Below are 17,741 nucleotides of genomic sequence, written 5' to 3' on the forward strand. Positions count from 1 at the left end.
GCGCTTCAGCGCGTGCGCTCCTTCGTCACGCCCACATCGATGTCGCCAAACACGGTGACGCCGCTGGCGCCGCGCTGTGCGCTAGCCGGGTCGCTGGAGCGTGCGGAGCTTGACGTGCTGCTGCACCCGCCCAGCGCACCGGCGACTGCCAGAGCCGCCAGCGCGGTGCGCCAGAAGCGCCCAGCGGGCAATGGGGTGAGTTCAGCGTGTTGTTGTCTCATCCTTCACCTCCGAGGTGGTTGCCCAGGATGCCCGCCAGCTCGAACATGCCCGCGCTGTCCTTGCCAAACACGGCGCGCAGCTTGTCGTCGGCCACGATGGTGCGCTTGTCCTTGGGGTCCTGCAGGTTGTGGGCCTTGATGTATTCCCACATCTTCTTGACCGCCTCGGGCCGGGCCACGGGCTCGGCGCCGATCACGGCAGCCAGCGCGGCGCTGGGGGCCTTGCCTGCGGCGGCCTTGCGCGGTGCCTTGGCGGCAGCGGTCTTGGTAGCAGGGGCTTTCTTGGCGGCTGCAGGTTTAGCGGCTTTTTTGGCTGCAGCGCTTGTCTTACCTGCCTTGGCAGCTATGGTTTTAGCAGCAGCGCCTGGGCGCGGCGGGAACTTGCTGGGCGCAAACTCAAAGTTGACCTTGCTGGCCTCCTTGTCCCACGCCAGGTGCGCCTTAAAGGCGCGGCGGGTGCGCATGCTGACGAACTTGTCGAGCAGGTCGGTCTTGCCGGTCTCCAGCAGCTTGGTCATCTGCTCGCGTTCCACGGGCTGCTGCAAGATGATCTTGCCGCTTTTGAAGGTGCAACTGGGCGTGGGCTGCGCGGCAGTGGGCACGGCCTTGCTGCACAGGTAGTTGCTGCCGTGCTCGTGCACCTCTGATCCGCAGATCGGGCAGGCGCCCAGCGACGCGTCTTCAAACTCGACGATCTCGCCCGATTCTTCGCCCTTCTTGTCGTCACCAAAGTCGAATTCGAGCTTGTAGTTGTGCGCCTCGTCGTCGTACTTGATGATGATTTCGGACGTAAACGGCCAGCCTGCCTTGGAGCGGAAGCCTTCCAGCGGGCCGATCTTCTTGTCGCGCAGCAGGGCGTTGGCTTCGGCGGTTTCAAACGTGCGGCCTGCGGGCGACTTGCCAAAGCTGAAGCCGCAGGCTTCCCCGCCGGTTTGACCGGCGGCTCCTGATCCAGCGGGCTTGCCCACACAGGCAAAACGCCGGTAGTTTTCCTTCACCACACCGCCGCAGTTGGGGCAGGGGGATTCGAGCGTGGCGTAGTCGCCGGGGATGGTGTCGCGGTCGTATTCCTTGGCCTTTTTCACCATGCGCTCGGTCATGGTGGCAATGCCGGCCATGAAGTCTTCGCGGCTGAGCAGGCCCTTTTCCATTTGCGAGAGCTTGAACTCCCATTCACCGGTCAGGTCGGCACGGCAGAGTTCTTCGACCTCCAGCCCGCGCAGCAGCGTCATCAGCTGGAAGGCCTTGGCCGTGGGAATGATCTCGCGGCCTTCGCGCAGCATGTATTTTTCAGTCAGCAAGCCTTCGATGGTGGCCGCGCGCGTGGCAGGCGTGCCCAGGCCTTTTTCCTGCATGGCTTCGCGCAGCTCTTCGTCGTCGATCTGCTTGCCAGCGCTTTCCATGGCGCCCAGCAGCGTGGCTTCGGAATAGCGCGCGGGGGGTTTGGTCTTAAGTCCCTTGGGGTCCACGGCGACGGTGTTGACGCTTTCGCCGGGTTTGACGGGCACCAGATTCTGGCCCTTGTCGCCGTCCTTGCCGCCTTCGACTTCTTCGGCCGCTTCCTTGCCATAGATGGCCAGCCAGCCCGGCTTGACCAGCACCTTGCCTTCGGTCTTGAAGCTGTGGGGCGCCACGGTGCTGATGCGCGTGGTGACGGTGTATTCAGCGCTCGGGAAAAACACTGCCATGAAGCGGCGCACGACCAGGTCGTACAGCTTTTGCTCCGCTTCGCTCAAACCACTGGGCGCTTGCAGTGTGGGGATGATGGCAAAGTGATCGCTCACCTTGCTGTTGTCAAAGATGCGCTTGCTGGGCCGGATGTAGTTGTTGTTGAGTGCCGTGAGCGCGTGCGGTGCCAGGTGGCGCATGCCGCTGTCGGCCAGCATTTCAAAGGTCTGCTTGGCCACCGGCAGGTAGTCCTCGGGCAGGGCGCGCGAGTCGGTACGTGGGTAGGTCAGGGCCTTGTGGCGCTCGTACAGGCTTTGCGCCAGGGCCAGCGTGGTCTTGGCGCTGAAGCCGAACTTGCCGTTGGCCTCGCGCTGCAGGCTGGTCAGGTCAAACAGCAGGGGCGACGCCTGGGTGGTGGGCTTGCTCTCTTCGGTGACGGTGGCTTGCTTGCCGCGCACGGCGTTGGCAATGGCCGTGGCTTCGGCGGCCGACCACACGCGGTCGGCGCGGGCTTCAACGTCTTCCGACTTTTTCCACTTGGGGTCGAACCACTTGGCGGGGTATTCACCGGCTTGCGCGCCAAAGGTGGCGTGGATTTCCCAGTAGTCGCGGCTGATGAACTTGCGGATCTTTTCTTCGCGCTCCACCACCAGCGACAGCGTGGGCGTCTGCACGCGGCCCACGGTGGTCAAAAAGAAACCCCCATCGCGCGAGTTGAACGCCGTCATGGCGCGGGTGCCGTTGATGCCCACGAGCCAATCGGCCTCGCTGCGGCTGCGGGCCGCATGCGCCAGGCCCGCCATCTGCTGCTCGGTGCGCAGTGCATCAAAGCCGTCGCGGATGGCCTGGGGTGTCATGGACTGCAGCCACAGGCGCTTGACGGGCTTGCCCAGCGGCTTGGCGCCACCGGCGTACTGCTCAATCAAACGGAAGATCAACTCACCCTCGCGGCCCGCGTCACAGGCGTTGATGAGTTGCGTCACGTCCTTGCGCTTGGCCTGCTTGACGACCGCGTTCAGGCGCGTCTTGGTCTTGTCCACGGGCTTCAAGTCAAAGTACGGCGGGATGACGGGCAGGTGGGCAAAGCTCCACTTGCCACGCTTCACGTCAAATTCTTCAGGCGCCTGGATCTCCACCAGGTGGCCCACGGCGCTGGTGACTACATAGCGGTCGTTTTCAAAGTGGTCGTCGTGTTTCTCGAACTTGCCGGCCACGGGGGTCAGTGCGCGCACGATGTCTTGCGCGACGGAGGGTTTTTCTGCAATTACCAGGGTCTTGGTCATTTTGGGGCTCTCGCCTGTCGTCGTCGTTCTGGTGTTCTGGGGTCTGCGCGCCCGGGTCCGGCCCAAGCGCTTCTACAATTCGGCTCTTGCGCGCACGTACACGCATACACGCGCACGCACACATGTGTGTGCACTATCAAGTTAACAGAGTTTTTGCCATGCCCCGCTCCGCATCGCCTTCTACCCCCACCCCCGTGCCGGGCCGCCGCATCCAGACGCGGCGCTCGGGCGTCCATGGCAAGGGCGTGTTTGCGGTGCAGGATATTGCAGAGGGCGAAGTCCTTGTGGAGTACACGGGTGAGGTGATTGGCTGGCAGGAAGCGCAAGACCGCCACCCGCACGACCCCCTGCAACCCAACCACACGTTTTACTTTCATGTGGATGAAGACCACGTGATCGACGCAAAGTTCGGCGGCAATTCGTCGCGCTGGATCAACCACAGCTGCAACCCCAACTGCTACGCCGACGAACAGGGCCACCGCATCTTCATTACCGCGCTGCGCAACATCAAGGCGGGTGAAGAGCTGAACTACGACTACGGCCTGATCATTGAAGAGCGCTACACGCCCAAGCTCAAGGCCGAGTACCCCTGCTGGTGTGGCAGCAAGAACTGCCGGGGCACGCTGCTGGCGCCCAAGCGCGGCTGGGCACCGCCGGTGCCGTTGCCTCCGTCAAAACCCGCCACCAAAGCCCCCAAAAAAGCCAAACCGCGGGGCCGCAGCCAGTGAGCGCCGCCCCCATCCGCTGGCCCGCCGAGGCCATCTGGGAAGCGGTGTCACCGCTGTTACCGGGCTTTACCGTCGAGGTGCTGCCCAGCGTCGACTCGACCAACACCGAACTCATGCGCCGCGCTCGCACCGGCCAGTGCGACCCCATCCTGCTGGTGGCCGAGCAGCAGACCGCAGGGCGCGGGCGGATGGGGCGGGTGTGGCAAAGCGATGTGGGGTCGTCGCTGATGATGTCCCTGGGCCTGCCGCTGGCGCCCTTGGATTGGTCGGGCCTGTCGCTTGCCGTGGGCGTGAGCGTGGCCGAGAGCCTGCAGCCGGTGCTGCCACCCCTGGGCGCAGGCCAGCCCGCGCGCGTGGGCCTCAAGTGGCCCAACGACCTGTGGCTGGGCGCCGGTGGCGGTGCCGCAGGCGACCGCAAGCTGGGCGGCATTTTGGTGGAGACCGCGAGTTTTGTGGCGCCCCAGACGACGGTCGGCCAGGCCAGCGCCAGCACTGCACGCTACGTGGTGGTGGGCATTGGCATCAACGTGCTGCCCCGAAGCGCCGAGGGCATGAGCATGCCGCCCGGCAGCTTGCAGGACGTGGAGCCGGGCCTCGATGCTCCCACCGCGCTGCAACGCATCGTGCCCCCGCTGGTGGCCATGCTGCAGTCGTTTGCAGGCTATGGCTTTGGCCCCATGCAGCCCCGGTTTGCAGCGCGCGACGTGCTGCAGGGCCGCGCTGTGACGCTGAGCGACGGACACACCGGCACCGCGCATGGTGTGAGTGATGATGGCGCTCTGCTGGTGCACACGGCTGGTGGCATGCAAGCCATCACCAGCTCCGAAATCAGCGTCCGCCCAAGCGCAGTTCCGCCGGTGTGATGGCGCTCCCTTCGTTGACAACAATGCTCTTGAAAGGCCGTGCTCCATGCTGCGACTCGCTGTGATCGTGCTGCTGCTGGCCAACGCGGGCTACTTTGCGTGGTCGCAAGGCCATCTGCGCCAGTGGGGCTATGGGCCGCAAGAGCAGGCCGAGCCCCAGCGCATGAACCAGCAGATTCGCCCCGAGACGCTGCAGATCCTGCGCGTGAACCCCAGCAAGGTATCGGCAGCGCCCGCGGCCACACCGTCGTCGCCTGCTGCCACCACGACCACCGCAGATGCGTCAGCGCCTGCCCCTGCCGAGGCCGCCGAGTGCCTGCAGGCCGGTGTGTTTGACGAGCGCCAGGCCGACGCGCTGCGCACCGCCGCCGCAGGCCTGCCCCAAGGCAGCTGGGTGATGGAGCCCACGCCGGTACCCGGGCGCTGGATGGTTTACATGGGCCGCTTTGAGGACATGGACACGCTGGACAAAAAACGGGCCGAATTGCGCGCCCGCAACGTGCCTTTTGACCGCGCGGGAGGCACCTGGGAATACGGCCTCTCGCTGGGCCGTTTTACATCGGACGAGGCCGCCAAGCGCGAACTGCAGAACCTGAGCAACAAAGGCGTGCGCACAGCCCGCGTGATTCAGGAGCGCCCCGAAGCCCCTGGCTTTACGCTGCGCCTGCCCGCCGTGACCGACGCGTTGCGCCCGCAGCTGGATGCCCTGCGCTCCGCGATGGCGGGCAAGACGCTGCGCACCTGCGGCTGAACCCAGACGCAGTGCCCGGCCTGCGGCTGAACCCCACCGCAATCCCCAACGCCGCCTGACCCGCTCAGTCGAGCGATATCCGCGCAAACCGGCTGACACGCCGCATCTTGTCAACCTCCTTGCGGATCTGCGCGCCAAACTCGTCCGGCAAGCTGCCCGATCCAAACAGCCCCTGATCTGCCAGAAGCGCTTTGACGGAAGGCGTCTGCAGCACCTGCGCCACCGCATCACGCCACTGCCGCGCCATGGCCAAAGGCATCCCCGCCGGGGCGACCAGGCCGAACCACGACGGATCGTTGCTGGAGAAAAGGCTGAGCTCCGCGTACGTGGGCACAGCGGGCAGCACATCCAGCCGCTCTCTCCACGACACGGCCAGTGCACGCAATCGCCCCGCCTGGATGTGCGGTAGCGAAGACGCCACTTGGTCAAAATACACCGGCACCTTGCCCGCAATGACATCGGCCAGCGCGGCCGCAGCGCCGCGGTAGGGCACGTGGGTCATGAAGGTATTGGTGGTGCTTTTCAGCAGCTCACCCCACATGTGCCCGATGGTGCCGTTGCCGGGCGACGCAAACGACACCTTGCCAGGCTGCGCTTTGACATAGCGGATGAACTGCGCAAAGTCTTGGGCTGGCAAGTCCGGGTGCACCACCAGAACGCCGGGCGCCTTGACGATCTCAGTGATGGGCGTGAAGTCGTCAACGGCCCGGTACGGGAGGTTGCGATAGACCGCAGGATTCACCCCATGCGTGGACAAGGTGGCCACCCCAAAAGTCCGGCCATCGGGTGCCGCAGCCGCCACCTCGATCATGCAGGTGGCGCCCCCCGCCCCGGGCCGGTTCTCTACCATCACCGGCACTTGCAAGCGCTGCGATAGCGGACCGGCAATGGCGCGCGCCGTGATGTCGGTGGCGCCCCCGGCTGCGAACGGAACCAGCAGACGCACAGGCCGCAAGTCCGCAGCAAGCGCCGACCCCGTCTGCGCCAAGGCGCTGTGGCTGAGCCAAGCCGGCGCGATGCCGGTCAACAGGGTGCGTCGTTTCATGGCAGGCCTCGTGAAAGTGGTGAGGCCCATTCTGGGCAGTTATCGCCGTCGTGGATAACGACGTTTTGAACTCAGCTCAGTCCTGGGCGGAATACCTGCCCCGCCACTTGCCGCTCTGCCCGGCGGGCCACGGCTTACACCCCAATCGCCCGCGTCTCACCCTGGCGCAGCAGCCACACGCGCTCTGGAGCGATGTTGCGCTGCGCCAGCGCCGCAGCCAGGTCGCGCGGCGGGTGGTCAAACGCCTCTTGCGTGAGCATGAACGTGCCCCAGTGCACCCCCATGGCCTGCTTGGCCTCGACATCCAGCATCAGCTGCACGGCGTCGTCGGGGTTCACATGCATGGGCTTCATGAAGTCGCGCGGCAGGTAGGCGCCAATCGGCAGCGCCAGAAAATCCACCGCGCCAATGCGGTGTCGAATGGCCTTGAAGTCGCCGCTGTAGCCCGTGTCGCCGGGGAACAAAAAGCGCCACGGCGCAGTTGATTCAGGCCGCGTCCATTCGATCAAAAAGCCACCCCACAGCGAGGCATTGGTGTCGCCCAGGCTGCGGCGGCTCCAGTGCTGTGATGGCGTGAAGTGCACGCGCACACCCGGGGCAAGGTCCGTGTGTTCCCACCAGTCCATCTCGCTCACGGGGCCCATGCCCCGTTTTGTAAACCACTTGCCCAGCCCCTGCGGCACCACCAACCGCGGCGACTGGCCCGCGGCATGCAGGCGGCGCAGCGTGGCGTAGCACAGGTGGTCGTAGTGGTTGTGCGAGATCAGCACCACGTCGATGGGGGGCAACTGCTCGGGCGTCAGCGGCGCGGGCACTCGGCGCTTGGCGCCCAACCGGCCGAGCGGGCCCGCAAAGTCCGCCAGTGTGGGGTCGATGAGCACATTCAACCCCGCCACCTGCAGCAGCATGGAGACATGGCCCAGCCACGTCACCACCGGCGCCTGCTGGCGCTGCGCCAGACGGGCCAGGTCGGCGGGCTGGCGCCACTGGTGCGCAAAGGCGGCATAACCACCTGCGGGTTCAGACAAGGGCTTGAAGTCGCCCCGCAGCGAGCGCCACACCATTTCGTACCAGGGGAAGTTGCCGATGACGACCTCGGGGTGCGTGTTGGCAAACCGGCGGCGGGTGCCGAAGGGTTCCGGCGAGGAGGGGGATGGAGATGGCGGTGGCGAGCCAGGCAGTGATGACATGGGCGGTGCAGCTTAGAACCTGTTCAGGATCTTCGACGGGTTTTGGTGTTTTGCATGATGCCGCAGCCACGGGCGCCAGGGGGAGCCAAGGGGCAAAGGCGCCGTCAACTCCCCGCCATGCCGTCCCGCGCCGTAAATCGCACCGTAAAACACGCGCCCGGCGGCTGGTGGCCGGGGCGGGCGTCTTCGAGCGTGACCTCGGCCTCGTGTTTGCGCGCGATCTCCAGCACGATGGGCAGGCCCAGGCCCGATCCATCGGCATCGCTGCCCAGCGCCCGGTAAAACGGCTGAAAGACCAGTTCACGCTCGGGCTCGGGCACGCCGGGGCCCGAGTCTTCGACCTTCAGCAGCAGCACATGGCCAAAGGTGTCGGCCAGCACGCGGGCGGTGACCACGCCGGGTTTGTCGGGGGTGGAGGGCGTGTAGTTGATGGCGTTGTCCACCAGATTGCGCACCAGCTCTTTGAGCAAGGTGGGGTTGCCGTCCACCAGCACGCCGGGCGATCCGGGTTCGGCGCCGTCGTAGCCCAGGTCGATTTTTTTCTCCAGCGCGCGCGGCACTGAGTCGCGGACCACCTCGATCACCAGGCGCGCCAGGTCGCACGGCTGGCGCGTGATGCCCACGCCGCTGCCCTCGGCCCGCGCCAGCGCCAGCAGCTGGTTGACGGTGTGCGTGGCGCGGATGCTGGAGCGGCCAATCTGCTGCAGCGAGCGCTTGAGCTCTTCGGTGCTGGTGCCTTCGCGCTGGGCCAGGTCGGCCTGCATGCGCAGCCCGGCCAGCGGCGTCTTGAGCTGGTGGGCCGCGTCGGCCAGAAAGCGCTTTTGGGTGGCCAGCGACTCGTTCAGGCGCGTGAGCAGGTCATTGACCGACGAGACCAGCGGCGCGACTTCGAGCGGCACGGTGCGGTCGTCCAGCGGCGAGAGGTCGTCGGGGTTGCGCGCGCGGATGCGCTGCTCCAGCTGGTTCAGCGGCTGAATGCCCCGCGCCAGCGCCAGCCACACCAGCAGCACGGCCAGCGGCAGGATGACGAACTGCGGCAGCATCACGCCCTTGATGATTTCGGTGGCCAGCACGCTGCGCTTTTCACGCGTTTCGGCCACCTGGACCAGCGCCACGGGTGTGCCCTCCAAGGGCAGGCGCACCCAGATGTAGGCGACGCGGATCTCGATGCCGCGCATTTCGCCATCGCGCAGGCGCACCTCGCCGGACATGGGCACTTCGTCGGCCGGGGGCTCGGGCAGCTCGCGCTCGCCCGACAGGAACTCGCCGCCGGGGCCCAGCACCTGGTAGTAGACGATGTCGGACTCATCGGCCCGCAGGATCTCGCTGGCGGGCTGGGGCAGGTTGAACTGCACCTTGTCGCCCACCACGCTGACCAGCTGGGCCAGCGCATGGGCGTTGTATTCGAGCGCGCGGTCAAACGGCTTGTTGGCCAGCCCCTGCGCCACCAGCCAGGTCAGCGCCAGACTGACGGGCCACAGCAGCAGCAACGGCGTGAGCATCCAGTCGAGGATTTCGCCAAACAGGGACCGCTGCTCTCGCTGGAAGATCTTCAAGGCGTTCGCCGTGGTGTTTTTGAATGAAATTGGCCTCTAGCGCTTATCCAATAAGCGCTAGTAGCTATCATTTTTGCAATCTACCCTGGGATCTTCTCCAGGCAGTAGCCCAGACCTCGCACGGTGGCGATGCGGATGGGGCCGCCTTCGATCTTCTTGCGCAGGCGGTGGATGTAGACCTCGATGGCGTTGTTGCTGACTTCTTCGCCCCATTCGCACAGGCGCTCCACCAGTTGCTCCTTGCTGACCAGCCGCCCGGCGCGCTGCAGCAGCACTTCGAGCAAGCCAAGTTCACGGGCCGACAACTCGATCATCTTGCCGTCGATGGTGGCCACGCGGCCGGCTTGGTCGTACACCAGCGGGCCGTGTTTGATGGCGCTGCTGGTGCCGCCCATGCCGCGCCGCGTCAGCGCGCGCACGCGGGCTTCCAGCTCTTGCAGGCTGAAGGGCTTGGCCATGTAGTCGTCGGCGCCAAAATCCAGGCCCTTCACCCGCTCCTCGACGCTGTCGGCCGCGGTGAGGATGAGCACCGGCAGCGCAGAGCCCCGGCTGCGCAGCTTTTTGAGCACCTCCAGGCCGTGCATCTTGGGCAGGCCCAGGTCCAGGATGAGCAGGTCGAACTCGTTGTTGGTCATCAGCGCCGCGTCGGCCTCGCTGCCGCTGGCGACGTGGTCCACCACGGCCCCCGAGGCGCGCAGGGTGCGCAGCAGGCCATCGGCCAGCACCTGGTCGTCTTCGGCAATGAGGATGCGCATGGGGGAGTCTCCTGGTGGTTGGCAACGGTCTGGCGCCGTGCCTGTGGCGCGATTTTAGGCGGGGCCACGCCGCGCGGCGGGGCGGTCAGCGCAGACCGTCCGCCCACCCCCTCGGCGACACCCTCAGCGCGGGTCGGTGGCCAGCAGCTTGTGCACCAGTGCCTGCAGGTCGGCCTGCAGCCGCGCCATGCCCTCGGGGTGCTGCGCCAGGGTCTGCTCGTCCATGTAGAGCCTGCGATTGATCTCCAGCTGGATGCTGTGGCGGTGCGCTGCGGGGTTGCTGTAGCGGCGCACCAGTTCCACGCCTTTGTAGGGGTGGTTGTGCTCCACGCTGTAGCCGCAGCCGCGCAGGTGGTCGCACACCAGGGCCGACAACGCGGGGCTGGCTGTGCTGCCGTCGCGGTCGCCCACCACAAAGTCCGCGTGCACCAGGCCCGGAAAGTCCGTCGCATGACTGGCGGCCACGGCGGGCATGGAGTGGCAATTGATGTGAATGCTGTAGCCGTGCCGCGCGTGCGCAGCGTCAATGGCCTGCTGCACGGCAGCGTGGTAGGGGCGCCAGCAGCGGTCGATGCGCGCGCGCACTTCGGCCACGGTGAGCTGACGGTTGTAGATGGGCTCGCCTTCGTCGGTGAACTTCCAGATCAGGCCCTTGCCCAGGCGCACCTTGCTCAGCACCTGCGGGTCGGTGGAGATGGGGTCGGTCCATGCGCCGTCGAGCAAGGTGGTGTCCAGCTCGGTGGTGTCGCGGTTGGCGTCGAGGTAGATGCGGGGGAAGTGCGCCTCAACCCAGGCCACGCCGAGCGCGGGGGCAAAGGCGTAGATCTTTTCGACGTGCGTGTCTTCGGCGCGGCGCAGCGTGGGCAGGTCGCAGGCGGAGCCGAAATCGTCGGGGTAGCGGGTGCCACTGTGCGGAGAGTCGAGCACCAGCGCGGTGGTGCCCGGCACGGTGGTCACCATAGGGGCGGCAGAGGGGCTGGACAGGCCGGGCGAGCCGGTGACACCGGGCTGGGCTTGCATAAATCGGTGGTGGATCAGTTTCAAGGCTGCATGCATAGGCAGAGTGTGCGCAAAGGAGGGCGGCTGGCCTAGCCGCCCAGACCGGGATGTGACTATGGTTATCCCTGAAAACAGGGCAACCACAGCGTCGTGAACCAGGTTCACGGCATCCCGGCTATGGCCGGATCAGGAGTACAGGGGTGCGGAGATCAGTCCAGCACCACCTTGGCATAAGCAGCCACGCGCTTCATCTTGTCGATCTCGCTCGCGATCTGGGCCGTGAACTCCTTGGGCGTGGTGCCCGAGGGGTACAACCCCTGGCCCGCCAAGCGTTCGCGCACCGCGGGTTCCTTGAGCGCCTGCGCCACGGCCTGCTGAATGCGTTCTACCGCGGCAGCCGGTGTGGCGGCGGGCGCCACCAGGCCAAACCACGAAGGCTCATTGGCCTGCTTGTAGCCCAGCTCGCCGTACGTGGGCACATCGGGCAACACGTCAAGGCGCGCGGGCCAGGACACAGCCAGGGCCTTCAGCTTGCCGGACTTGACGTGGGGCAGCGACGAGGCGACCTGGTCAAAGTACACCGCCACCTGGCCGGCCAGCACGTCGTTGATGGCCGGGCCTGCACCACGGTAGGGGATATGCACCATCGAGGTGCCCGTGCTGCTTTTGAACAGCTCGCCCCACATGTGGCCGATGGTGCCGTTGCCAGGGGTCGCGTACGACACCTTGCCGGGGTTGGCTTTGAGGTACTTCACCAGGTCGGCAAAGTCCTTGACGGGCAGCGTGGCGGGGTTGATCACGATGACGCCGGGCGCCTTCACGATCTCGGTCACGCCGACAAAGTCCTTGGTGGGGTTGTAGGGCAGCTTGGTGTACACGGCGGGGTTCACGCCGTGGGTGGACAAGGTGGCAACGCCAATGGTGAGGCCGTCTGGCGCTGCGCGGGCCACTTCAGCCATGCCGATGGAGCCGCCTGCGCCGCCCCGGTTTTCCAGCACCACGGGCTGCTTGAGGATGCGCGACAGCGACTCTTGCAGGCTGCGCGCCGTGATGTCGGTGGCGCCCCCGGGTGGGAAGGGAACAATGATGCGCAGGGGCTTGCCCTCTTGCGCCAAAGACATTCCAGGAACGAAAGATACGGCAGCCAGAGCGGAAAGGACGTGACGGCGTTGCATGGGCATTTCTCCTATGAAGTGCATTGAGGTTAATGGAATCAACGCCCTCTACCAAGCAATGGATATGCCTGATAACATTCCGATATGGAATGATTTGAGAACTTAGTATGTCTTCTCTGCGTCGCCTCTCCCCGCCCCTGCACCTGCTGCGTGCGTTCTCCACCGTCACCCGGTTTGGCGGCATCTCGCGTGCGGCCGAGGCGCTGCACCTGACCCAGAGCGCGGTCAGCAAACAAATCAAGGAACTGGAAACCTGGGTGGGCGTGCCGCTGTTCGAACGCAGCCGCAAACGCCTGGCACTGACCCCCGCGGGCGAGCGCTACGAAAAAGCCGTGCGCGGTGTGCTGGCGCAGCTGGAGGCTGCCACGCTGGAGCTGATCACCAGCGACGACGGTGGCGGTGCGCTGCACCTGTCCAGCCTGCCCACGTTTGCGGCCAAGTGGCTCATTCCGCGGCTGCCGCAGTTTCAGCAACAGCACCCGCAAATCACGCTGCACTTTGTGCCGTATGTGCACAGCTACGACTTCACCCGGCCCGAATTGGACTGCGCCATTCTGTTCGGCGACGGCCACTGGCCCGGCGCACACGCCCACCACATCACGGGCAACGATGTGGCCCTGATCGCGCCGCGCACCAAGGTGGCCGACTGGGCGATTCACACCCCGCGCGACGTGGCCAAACACACCCTGCTGCGCCACGTGACGGTGCCCGAGGCCTGGCTGCGCTGGTGCGAAACCCATGCCGTAGAAGGCGCGATCGACCCGTTGGCGGGCCCGCAGTTTGACCAGTTCCAGACCATGATCCGCGCCGTGCAGGCGGGCATGGGCCTGGCGCTGGTGCCGCGCTGTCTGGTGCAGGATGAAATCACGGCCGGGCTGGTGCGCGAGCCTTTGGCCGACAGCCCAGGCACCTCGCTGCGCGGCGGCTACCAAAGTGACGTCGGCTACTGGTTTTGCTACCCCGAGGGCCGCACGCAGCTGCATGCGCTGCAGTGTTTTCGGCAATGGCTGCTGGCCTGCGCATCGCCCGCTGACGACACAGCGCACCCAGCGCCCGCTTCGGGCATAGGGACGAGCGCGTTCGCCAGGCGGTGATGTCCTGCGAATAACAAACCCATCGTCAACAGTTGTTGACGGACAGGACATTCGTCAACTACAGTTGACGAATGCAGACCCCGCCCACACCTCCCTCGCCCGACAACCCCGAAGCCGCACTGGCTGCCGTGGTCGCCCTGCGCCTCCTGGCCGACCGGCTGGAATCCGCTGCCGTGGCTGCGGCGCTAGAGCAAGGCTGGTCGTGGGCGCAGATCGCCCAGGCACTGGGCGTGAGCAAGCAGGCAGCGCACAAGCGCCTGTCACCCCAGATTCCCCGTTCTTGAGCAAGGAGTTATCGCCATGTTTCGCCAATTGCAACACCGCTTCCAAAGCATGCGCACGCTGAGCCGCCTGTGCGCCAGCGCCGAGGCCCATGCCCGCGCACGCGGCCAGACCGCGCCGGGGGTCGAGCACTTTCTGCTGGCAGCCATCGACCTTCCCGATGGGTCAGCCCGGCGTGCGTTTGAAAGCATGGGGGCCGACCCCGCCGCCGTGCGGGACGCGATCGAGCAGCAGTACCGCGACGCGCTACAGGGCGTGGGGCTGAATGCACCTCTGCCGCAGGCACCCGCCCTCACGCCGCCAGCTCCGGGCCTCTACCAGGCCCAGCCGTCGGGCCAGGAGGTCATGCAGACGCTGGCGCGCTCCCGCAAGGACCAGGGCGGCCCACTGCTCGGCGCCCATGTGGTGGCAGCGGTAGCCGCCATGCCGCAAGGCGTGGCCGCGCGCACGCTGCGTGCCATGGGCATCGACGCCGGCCAGCTGGCGGCTGCGGCGCAGGCCCAGGTGCCATCGGCCACAAGCGCCGCCGCCTGACCCGGGTTCAGCGCCCGCCCGTGCCCACGCCATCGCCACCCGCGTAGGCCTCCAGCCCAATGGCCACCACCGTGGCCACGTCCTGCCCCACCTCGTCGCGAAACTCTGCCTCCGCCTGCGCCACGGCATCCCGAAACGCCTGCAGCCACGCCAGCCCCGTCGGCGTGAAGCACACCCGCCGCGCGCGCGCATCCAGCGGGTCTGCGGTGCGCGTCACCAAACCCCAGGCCTCGCACTGGTCCACGAGGTTGGCCATGGCCTGTTTGGTCATGCCCGCGCGCTGCGCCAGGTCGGTCAGCCGGTCGCCCTGCAGCCCGAGGTGGCGGGTGATGTGCACATGGGCCGCCGTGACCTGGTCACGCGCCGCCAGGTTGGACAGCGCCAGCGGCACCTCGACATTGCGCGCCATGAGCTGCAGCACGCGGGCGTCAAAACGCCGCATGGCGTGGCCGAACAGGCGGCCCAGGTGGGTCTGGCGCCAGCCGTCCTCGGCGGGGGATGGAAGGGGGAAGTCAGGCATGCATAAATTGTCAGGCAAACTGACTAAATTATCCTTGAAGGCGTCACAACAGCTCGCATAAACTACTGTTCAAGCATCCAGCCTGTGATTAACCGCAGAGCAATGCAAGCATCCAACCTGTTGTTTTTCAAGGAGTTTTCTCATGGACGTCGCAGTCAAAGGCACCAACCCCGCATTGCCAGTCAACACCGACAAGGCCAAGGCCCTGGCCGCGGCGCTCGCCCAGATCGAGAAACAATTTGGCAAGGGCACGATCATGCGCCTGGGTGAAGGCGAGGTGATCGAGGACATCCAGGTCGTCTCGACCGGCTCGCTGGGCCTGGACATTGCGCTGGGCGTAGGCGGCCTGCCCCGGGGCCGTGTGGTCGAGATCTACGGCCCGGAATCGTCGGGCAAGACCACGCTCACGCTGCAAGTGATTGCCGAAATGCAAAAACAGGGTGGCACGTGCGCCTTTGTCGACGCTGAGCATGCGCTCGACGTGCAATACGCCCAGAAGCTGGGCGTGCAACTGTCCGACCTGCTGATCAGCCAGCCCGACACCGGCGAACAAGCGCTCGAAATTGTGGACAGCCTGGTGCGCTCGGGCGCCGTGGATTTGATCGTCATCGACTCGGTGGCAGCCCTCACGCCCAAGGCCGAAATCGAAGGCGAAATGGGCGACAGCCTGCCCGGCCTGCAGGCCCGCCTGATGAGCCAGGCGCTGCGCAAGCTGACCTCCAGCATCAAGAAGACCAACTGCATGGTCATCTTCATCAACCAGATCCGCATGAAGATCGGCGTGATGTTCGGCAGCCCCGAAACGACGACCGGCGGCAATGCGCTGAAGTTCTACGCCTCCGTGCGCCTCGATATCCGCCGCACCGGCACCATCAAGAAGGGCGACGAAGCCATCGGCAACGAAACCAAGGTGAAGGTGGTGAAGAACAAGGTGAGCCCGCCGTTCAAAACCGCCGAGTTCGATATTCTGTTCGGCGAGGGCATCAGCCGCGAAGGTGAAATCATCGACATGGGTGTGAACGCCAAGATCGTGGAAAAGGCCGGTGCCTGGTATGCCTACAACGGCGAAAAGATCGGCCAGGGCCGCGACAACGCCCGTGAGTTTCTGCGCGAGAACGCCGACCTGGCCCACGAGATTGAAAACAAGGTGCGCGAAAGCCTGGGCATTGCCTTGCTGCCGCCCCTGATGGAGGCCGCCCCCGCCGCCAAGCCTGCCAAGGCAGAAAAGGGCGAGAAGGCCGACAAAGCCGACAAGGAAGAGAAATAAGCGACAAGCAAGAGGCACCACCAAAAATATGAATGAAATTGGCCTCTAGCGCTTATCCTATAAGCGCTAGTAGCTATTTATTTCATAGTATTTGATGGCTGACCCATGGGCTTTGGCACCCTTTCGCTCAAAGGCCGCGCGCTGCGGCTGCTCAGCCAGCGCGAGCATTCGCGGTCCGAGCTGACCAAAAAGCTGACCCCGCATGTGCAGGACGGCGAAGACCTGGGGGCCGTGCTCGATGACTTGCAGGCCAAGGACTTCATCAATGAAACCCGCGTGCTGGAGTCGGTGGTGTACCGCCGTGCCAGCCGCTTGGGGAGCGCCCGCATCCGCCAGGAACTGCAGGCCAAAGGGCTGCCGGGCGAGGCGATTCAAGAAGCCGTGGCCAAGTTGCAGGACAGCGAACTGGACCGCGCCCGTGGCGTGTGGGCGCGCAAGTTTGCGCAACCGCCCCAAACCCCGCAAGAGAACGCCAAGCAGACCCGCTTTCTGCTCACGCGCGGTTTCTCGGGCGACGTGGTGCGGCGTGTGCTGCGCGGCACGGTGGGCGGCAGCGAGAACACCTGAACACCCGATAGCACCCAATAACACCTGGCAGGGCTCGTCGTCGCTCTCAAATTTCAAGCCATTTTGGGCTCCAGCGCTTATTCAATAAGCGCTGACAGCTATCAAATGTGCAGCAAATGACTGACCCGCGCTTTTATTGCAAAACCAATTCGACGCGCCGGTTCTTCTTCACCCGGCCAGCGCCGTTGCCGTTGGACGCCACAGGCGCCAGGCGGGCGACACCGTTGGCGGCCAGGCTGCTGCGGCGCGGGGCGCGCAGGAAATCACAGACCCAGCATGAGCTTGAGGTTTTGCACCGCAGCGCCGCTGGCACCCTTGCCCAGGTTATCGAGGCGCGCCACCAGCACCGCGTGGCGGTAGGTTTCGTTGGCGAACACGCGCAGTTCCAGCTTGTTGGTGTTGTTGAGCGCCAGTGCATCAAGCTTGCCGTCGGCGGTGGCGGGCAACACGTTGACCCACTGCTCGGGGGTGTTGCTCTTGGCGTAGTGCGCGGCCAGGGCGTCGTGCAAGTCGCTCGCCGTGGGGGCGCCGGGCAGGGTGTCCAGATGCAGGGGCAATTGCACCAGCATGCCCTGCTCGAAGTTGCCCACCGAGGGCACAAAGATGGGTCGGCGGGTGATGCCGGTGTAGTGCATGATTTCGGGCAGGTGCTTGTGCGCCAGGCCCAGGGCGTACAGCTCGAACAGCGGGGCTTCGCCCTTCTGGTAGGCCTCGATCATGGTGCGCCCGCCGCCTGAGTAGCCGCTGACCGACGGCAGTGCCAACGGGAAATCAGCAGGGATCAGGCCCGCATCCACCAAGGGGCGCAACAGCGCGATGGCGCCCGTGGCATAACAACCAGGGTTGGCCACACGGGTGGCTGCAGCCACGGCCTCGGGCTGGCCAGCGGCCAGTTCGGGAAAGCCGAACACCCAGCCGGGCGCGGTGCGGTGTGCGGTGCTCGCATCGATGATCTTGATCCTGCGGCCTGTGGCCTGCTCGATGCCGTCCACCATGGCGACGGTCTCGCGCGCAGCGTCGTCGTGCAGGCACAGCACGACCAGATCCACCCCGGCAATCAGGTCGCGTTTGGCGGCAGGGTCCTTGCGCAATTCGGGCGCAATGCTGACCAGCTCGACCTGTGGCATGGCCTGCAGGCGCTCGCGAATCTGCAGGCCCGTGGTACCGGCTTCGCCATCAATAAAGACTTTGGACATGGAAGTGCTCCTGCAAAAAGATGGGCAGCGTCTGCCTCAAAAAATCG

18 protein-coding genes are annotated in these 17,741 nt (G+C 65.6%); 8 read left to right on the forward strand and 10 right to left on the reverse strand.

All coding sequences use genetic code 11. The features are described 5' to 3' along the window. Positions 1 to 5: 5 nt before the first annotated feature. Complete coding sequence (locus ACK41V_RS17410; RefSeq protein WP_409784098.1) at positions 6 to 221, reverse strand: hypothetical protein; 216 nt, start codon at positions 219 to 221, stop codon at positions 6 to 8. Further along, positions 218 to 3,172, reverse strand: coding sequence for a DNA topoisomerase III (locus ACK41V_RS17415; RefSeq protein WP_409784100.1), 2,955 nt, complete (start codon positions 3,170 to 3,172; stop codon positions 218 to 220). The genes ACK41V_RS17410 and ACK41V_RS17415 overlap by 4 nt, the downstream gene beginning before the upstream one ends. A gap of 158 nt (positions 3,173 to 3,330) precedes the next feature. Between ACK41V_RS17415 and ACK41V_RS17420 the strand changes: the two genes are divergently transcribed. The 3 genes from ACK41V_RS17420 to ACK41V_RS17430 are packed head-to-tail and all read left to right on the forward strand — an operon-like array spanning position 3,331 to position 5,514. Beyond that, positions 3,331 to 3,900, forward strand: a complete 570-nt coding sequence (locus ACK41V_RS17420) for an SET domain-containing protein (protein WP_409784101.1) — start codon at positions 3,331 to 3,333, stop codon at positions 3,898 to 3,900. Next, positions 3,897 to 4,763, forward strand: a complete 867-nt coding sequence (locus ACK41V_RS17425; RefSeq protein ID WP_409784103.1) for a biotin--[acetyl-CoA-carboxylase] ligase — start codon at positions 3,897 to 3,899, stop codon at positions 4,761 to 4,763. The genes ACK41V_RS17420 and ACK41V_RS17425 overlap by 4 nt, the downstream gene beginning before the upstream one ends. A 46-nt stretch (positions 4,764 to 4,809) precedes the next feature. Beyond that, positions 4,810 to 5,514, forward strand: a complete 705-nt coding sequence (locus ACK41V_RS17430; RefSeq protein WP_409784104.1) for an SPOR domain-containing protein — start codon at positions 4,810 to 4,812, stop codon at positions 5,512 to 5,514. 64 nt (positions 5,515 to 5,578) lie between these two features. Here the strand turns inward: ACK41V_RS17430 and ACK41V_RS17435 are convergent, their stop codons facing one another. The 6 genes from ACK41V_RS17435 to ACK41V_RS17460 form a co-directional block, all read right to left on the reverse strand. After that, a complete protein-coding gene (locus ACK41V_RS17435; RefSeq protein ID WP_409784106.1) occupies positions 5,579 to 6,559 on the reverse strand; it encodes a tripartite tricarboxylate transporter substrate binding protein BugE in 981 nt (326 codons plus the stop codon). Between the two features lie 134 nt (positions 6,560 to 6,693). After that, positions 6,694 to 7,749, reverse strand: coding sequence for an MBL fold metallo-hydrolase (locus ACK41V_RS17440; RefSeq protein WP_409784108.1), 1,056 nt, complete (start codon positions 7,747 to 7,749; stop codon positions 6,694 to 6,696). 104 nt (positions 7,750 to 7,853) lie between these two features. Then, positions 7,854 to 9,305 carry a sensor histidine kinase N-terminal domain-containing protein gene (locus tag ACK41V_RS17445; RefSeq protein ID WP_409784110.1) on the reverse strand — a complete coding sequence of 484 codons (1,452 nt, stop codon included), beginning with the start codon at positions 9,303 to 9,305 and terminating at the stop codon, positions 7,854 to 7,856. 80 nt (positions 9,306 to 9,385) lie between these two features. Continuing rightward, positions 9,386 to 10,060, reverse strand: a complete 675-nt coding sequence (locus tag ACK41V_RS17450) for a response regulator (RefSeq protein ID WP_409784111.1) — start codon at positions 10,058 to 10,060, stop codon at positions 9,386 to 9,388. 123 nt (positions 10,061 to 10,183) lie between these two features. Continuing rightward, entirely contained in the window at positions 10,184 to 11,116 is a 933-nt protein-coding gene (locus tag ACK41V_RS17455) for an N-formylglutamate amidohydrolase (protein WP_409784113.1), read from the reverse strand. Positions 11,117 to 11,268: 152 nt separating this feature from the next. Continuing rightward, complete coding sequence (locus ACK41V_RS17460) at positions 11,269 to 12,234, reverse strand: tripartite tricarboxylate transporter substrate binding protein BugE (RefSeq protein ID WP_409784115.1); 966 nt, start codon at positions 12,232 to 12,234, stop codon at positions 11,269 to 11,271. Positions 12,235 to 12,341: 107 nt separating this feature from the next. Between ACK41V_RS17460 and ACK41V_RS17465 the strand changes: the two genes are divergently transcribed. The 3 genes from ACK41V_RS17465 to ACK41V_RS17475 all read left to right on the forward strand — a co-directional run bounded on the left by ACK41V_RS17465 (position 12,342) and on the right by ACK41V_RS17475 (position 14,144). Continuing rightward, positions 12,342 to 13,328 carry a LysR substrate-binding domain-containing protein gene (locus ACK41V_RS17465; RefSeq protein ID WP_409784117.1) on the forward strand — a complete coding sequence of 329 codons (987 nt, stop codon included), beginning with the start codon at positions 12,342 to 12,344 and terminating at the stop codon, positions 13,326 to 13,328. A gap of 71 nt (positions 13,329 to 13,399) precedes the next feature. Continuing rightward, entirely contained in the window at positions 13,400 to 13,612 is a 213-nt protein-coding gene (locus ACK41V_RS17470; protein ID WP_409784119.1) for a helix-turn-helix domain-containing protein, read from the forward strand. A 16-nt stretch (positions 13,613 to 13,628) separates the two neighbouring features. Further along, on the forward strand, positions 13,629 to 14,144 hold the full coding sequence (locus ACK41V_RS17475) for a Clp protease N-terminal domain-containing protein (protein WP_409784120.1): 516 nt from the start codon (positions 13,629 to 13,631) through the stop codon (positions 14,142 to 14,144). 7 nt (positions 14,145 to 14,151) lie between these two features. Here ACK41V_RS17475 and ACK41V_RS17480 read toward each other — a convergent pair whose 3' ends face one another. Further along, positions 14,152 to 14,664, reverse strand: coding sequence for a MarR family winged helix-turn-helix transcriptional regulator (locus ACK41V_RS17480; RefSeq protein ID WP_409784122.1), 513 nt, complete (start codon positions 14,662 to 14,664; stop codon positions 14,152 to 14,154). A gap of 142 nt (positions 14,665 to 14,806) precedes the next feature. Between ACK41V_RS17480 and recA the strand changes: the two genes are divergently transcribed. Then, entirely contained in the window at positions 14,807 to 15,931 is a 1,125-nt protein-coding gene (gene recA, locus ACK41V_RS17485) for a recombinase RecA (RefSeq protein WP_409784124.1), read from the forward strand. Between the two features lie 105 nt (positions 15,932 to 16,036). Then, the gene (recX, locus tag ACK41V_RS17490) at positions 16,037 to 16,498 is read left to right on the forward strand and encodes a recombination regulator RecX (RefSeq protein ID WP_409784125.1); all 462 of its coding nucleotides are present in this window, start codon (positions 16,037 to 16,039) and stop codon (positions 16,496 to 16,498) included. 263 nt (positions 16,499 to 16,761) lie between these two features. Here recX and argC read toward each other — a convergent pair whose 3' ends face one another. Further along, positions 16,762 to 17,694 (reverse strand): N-acetyl-gamma-glutamyl-phosphate reductase, encoded by a 933-nt coding sequence (gene argC, locus ACK41V_RS17495; protein WP_409784127.1) that lies wholly within the window; start codon positions 17,692 to 17,694, stop codon positions 16,762 to 16,764. Positions 17,695 to 17,741: the final 47 nt, after the last annotated feature.

The sequence above is a fragment of the Acidovorax sp. genome (assembly GCF_046291265.1).
Classification (GTDB): domain Bacteria; phylum Pseudomonadota; class Gammaproteobacteria; order Burkholderiales; family Burkholderiaceae_C; genus Acidovorax.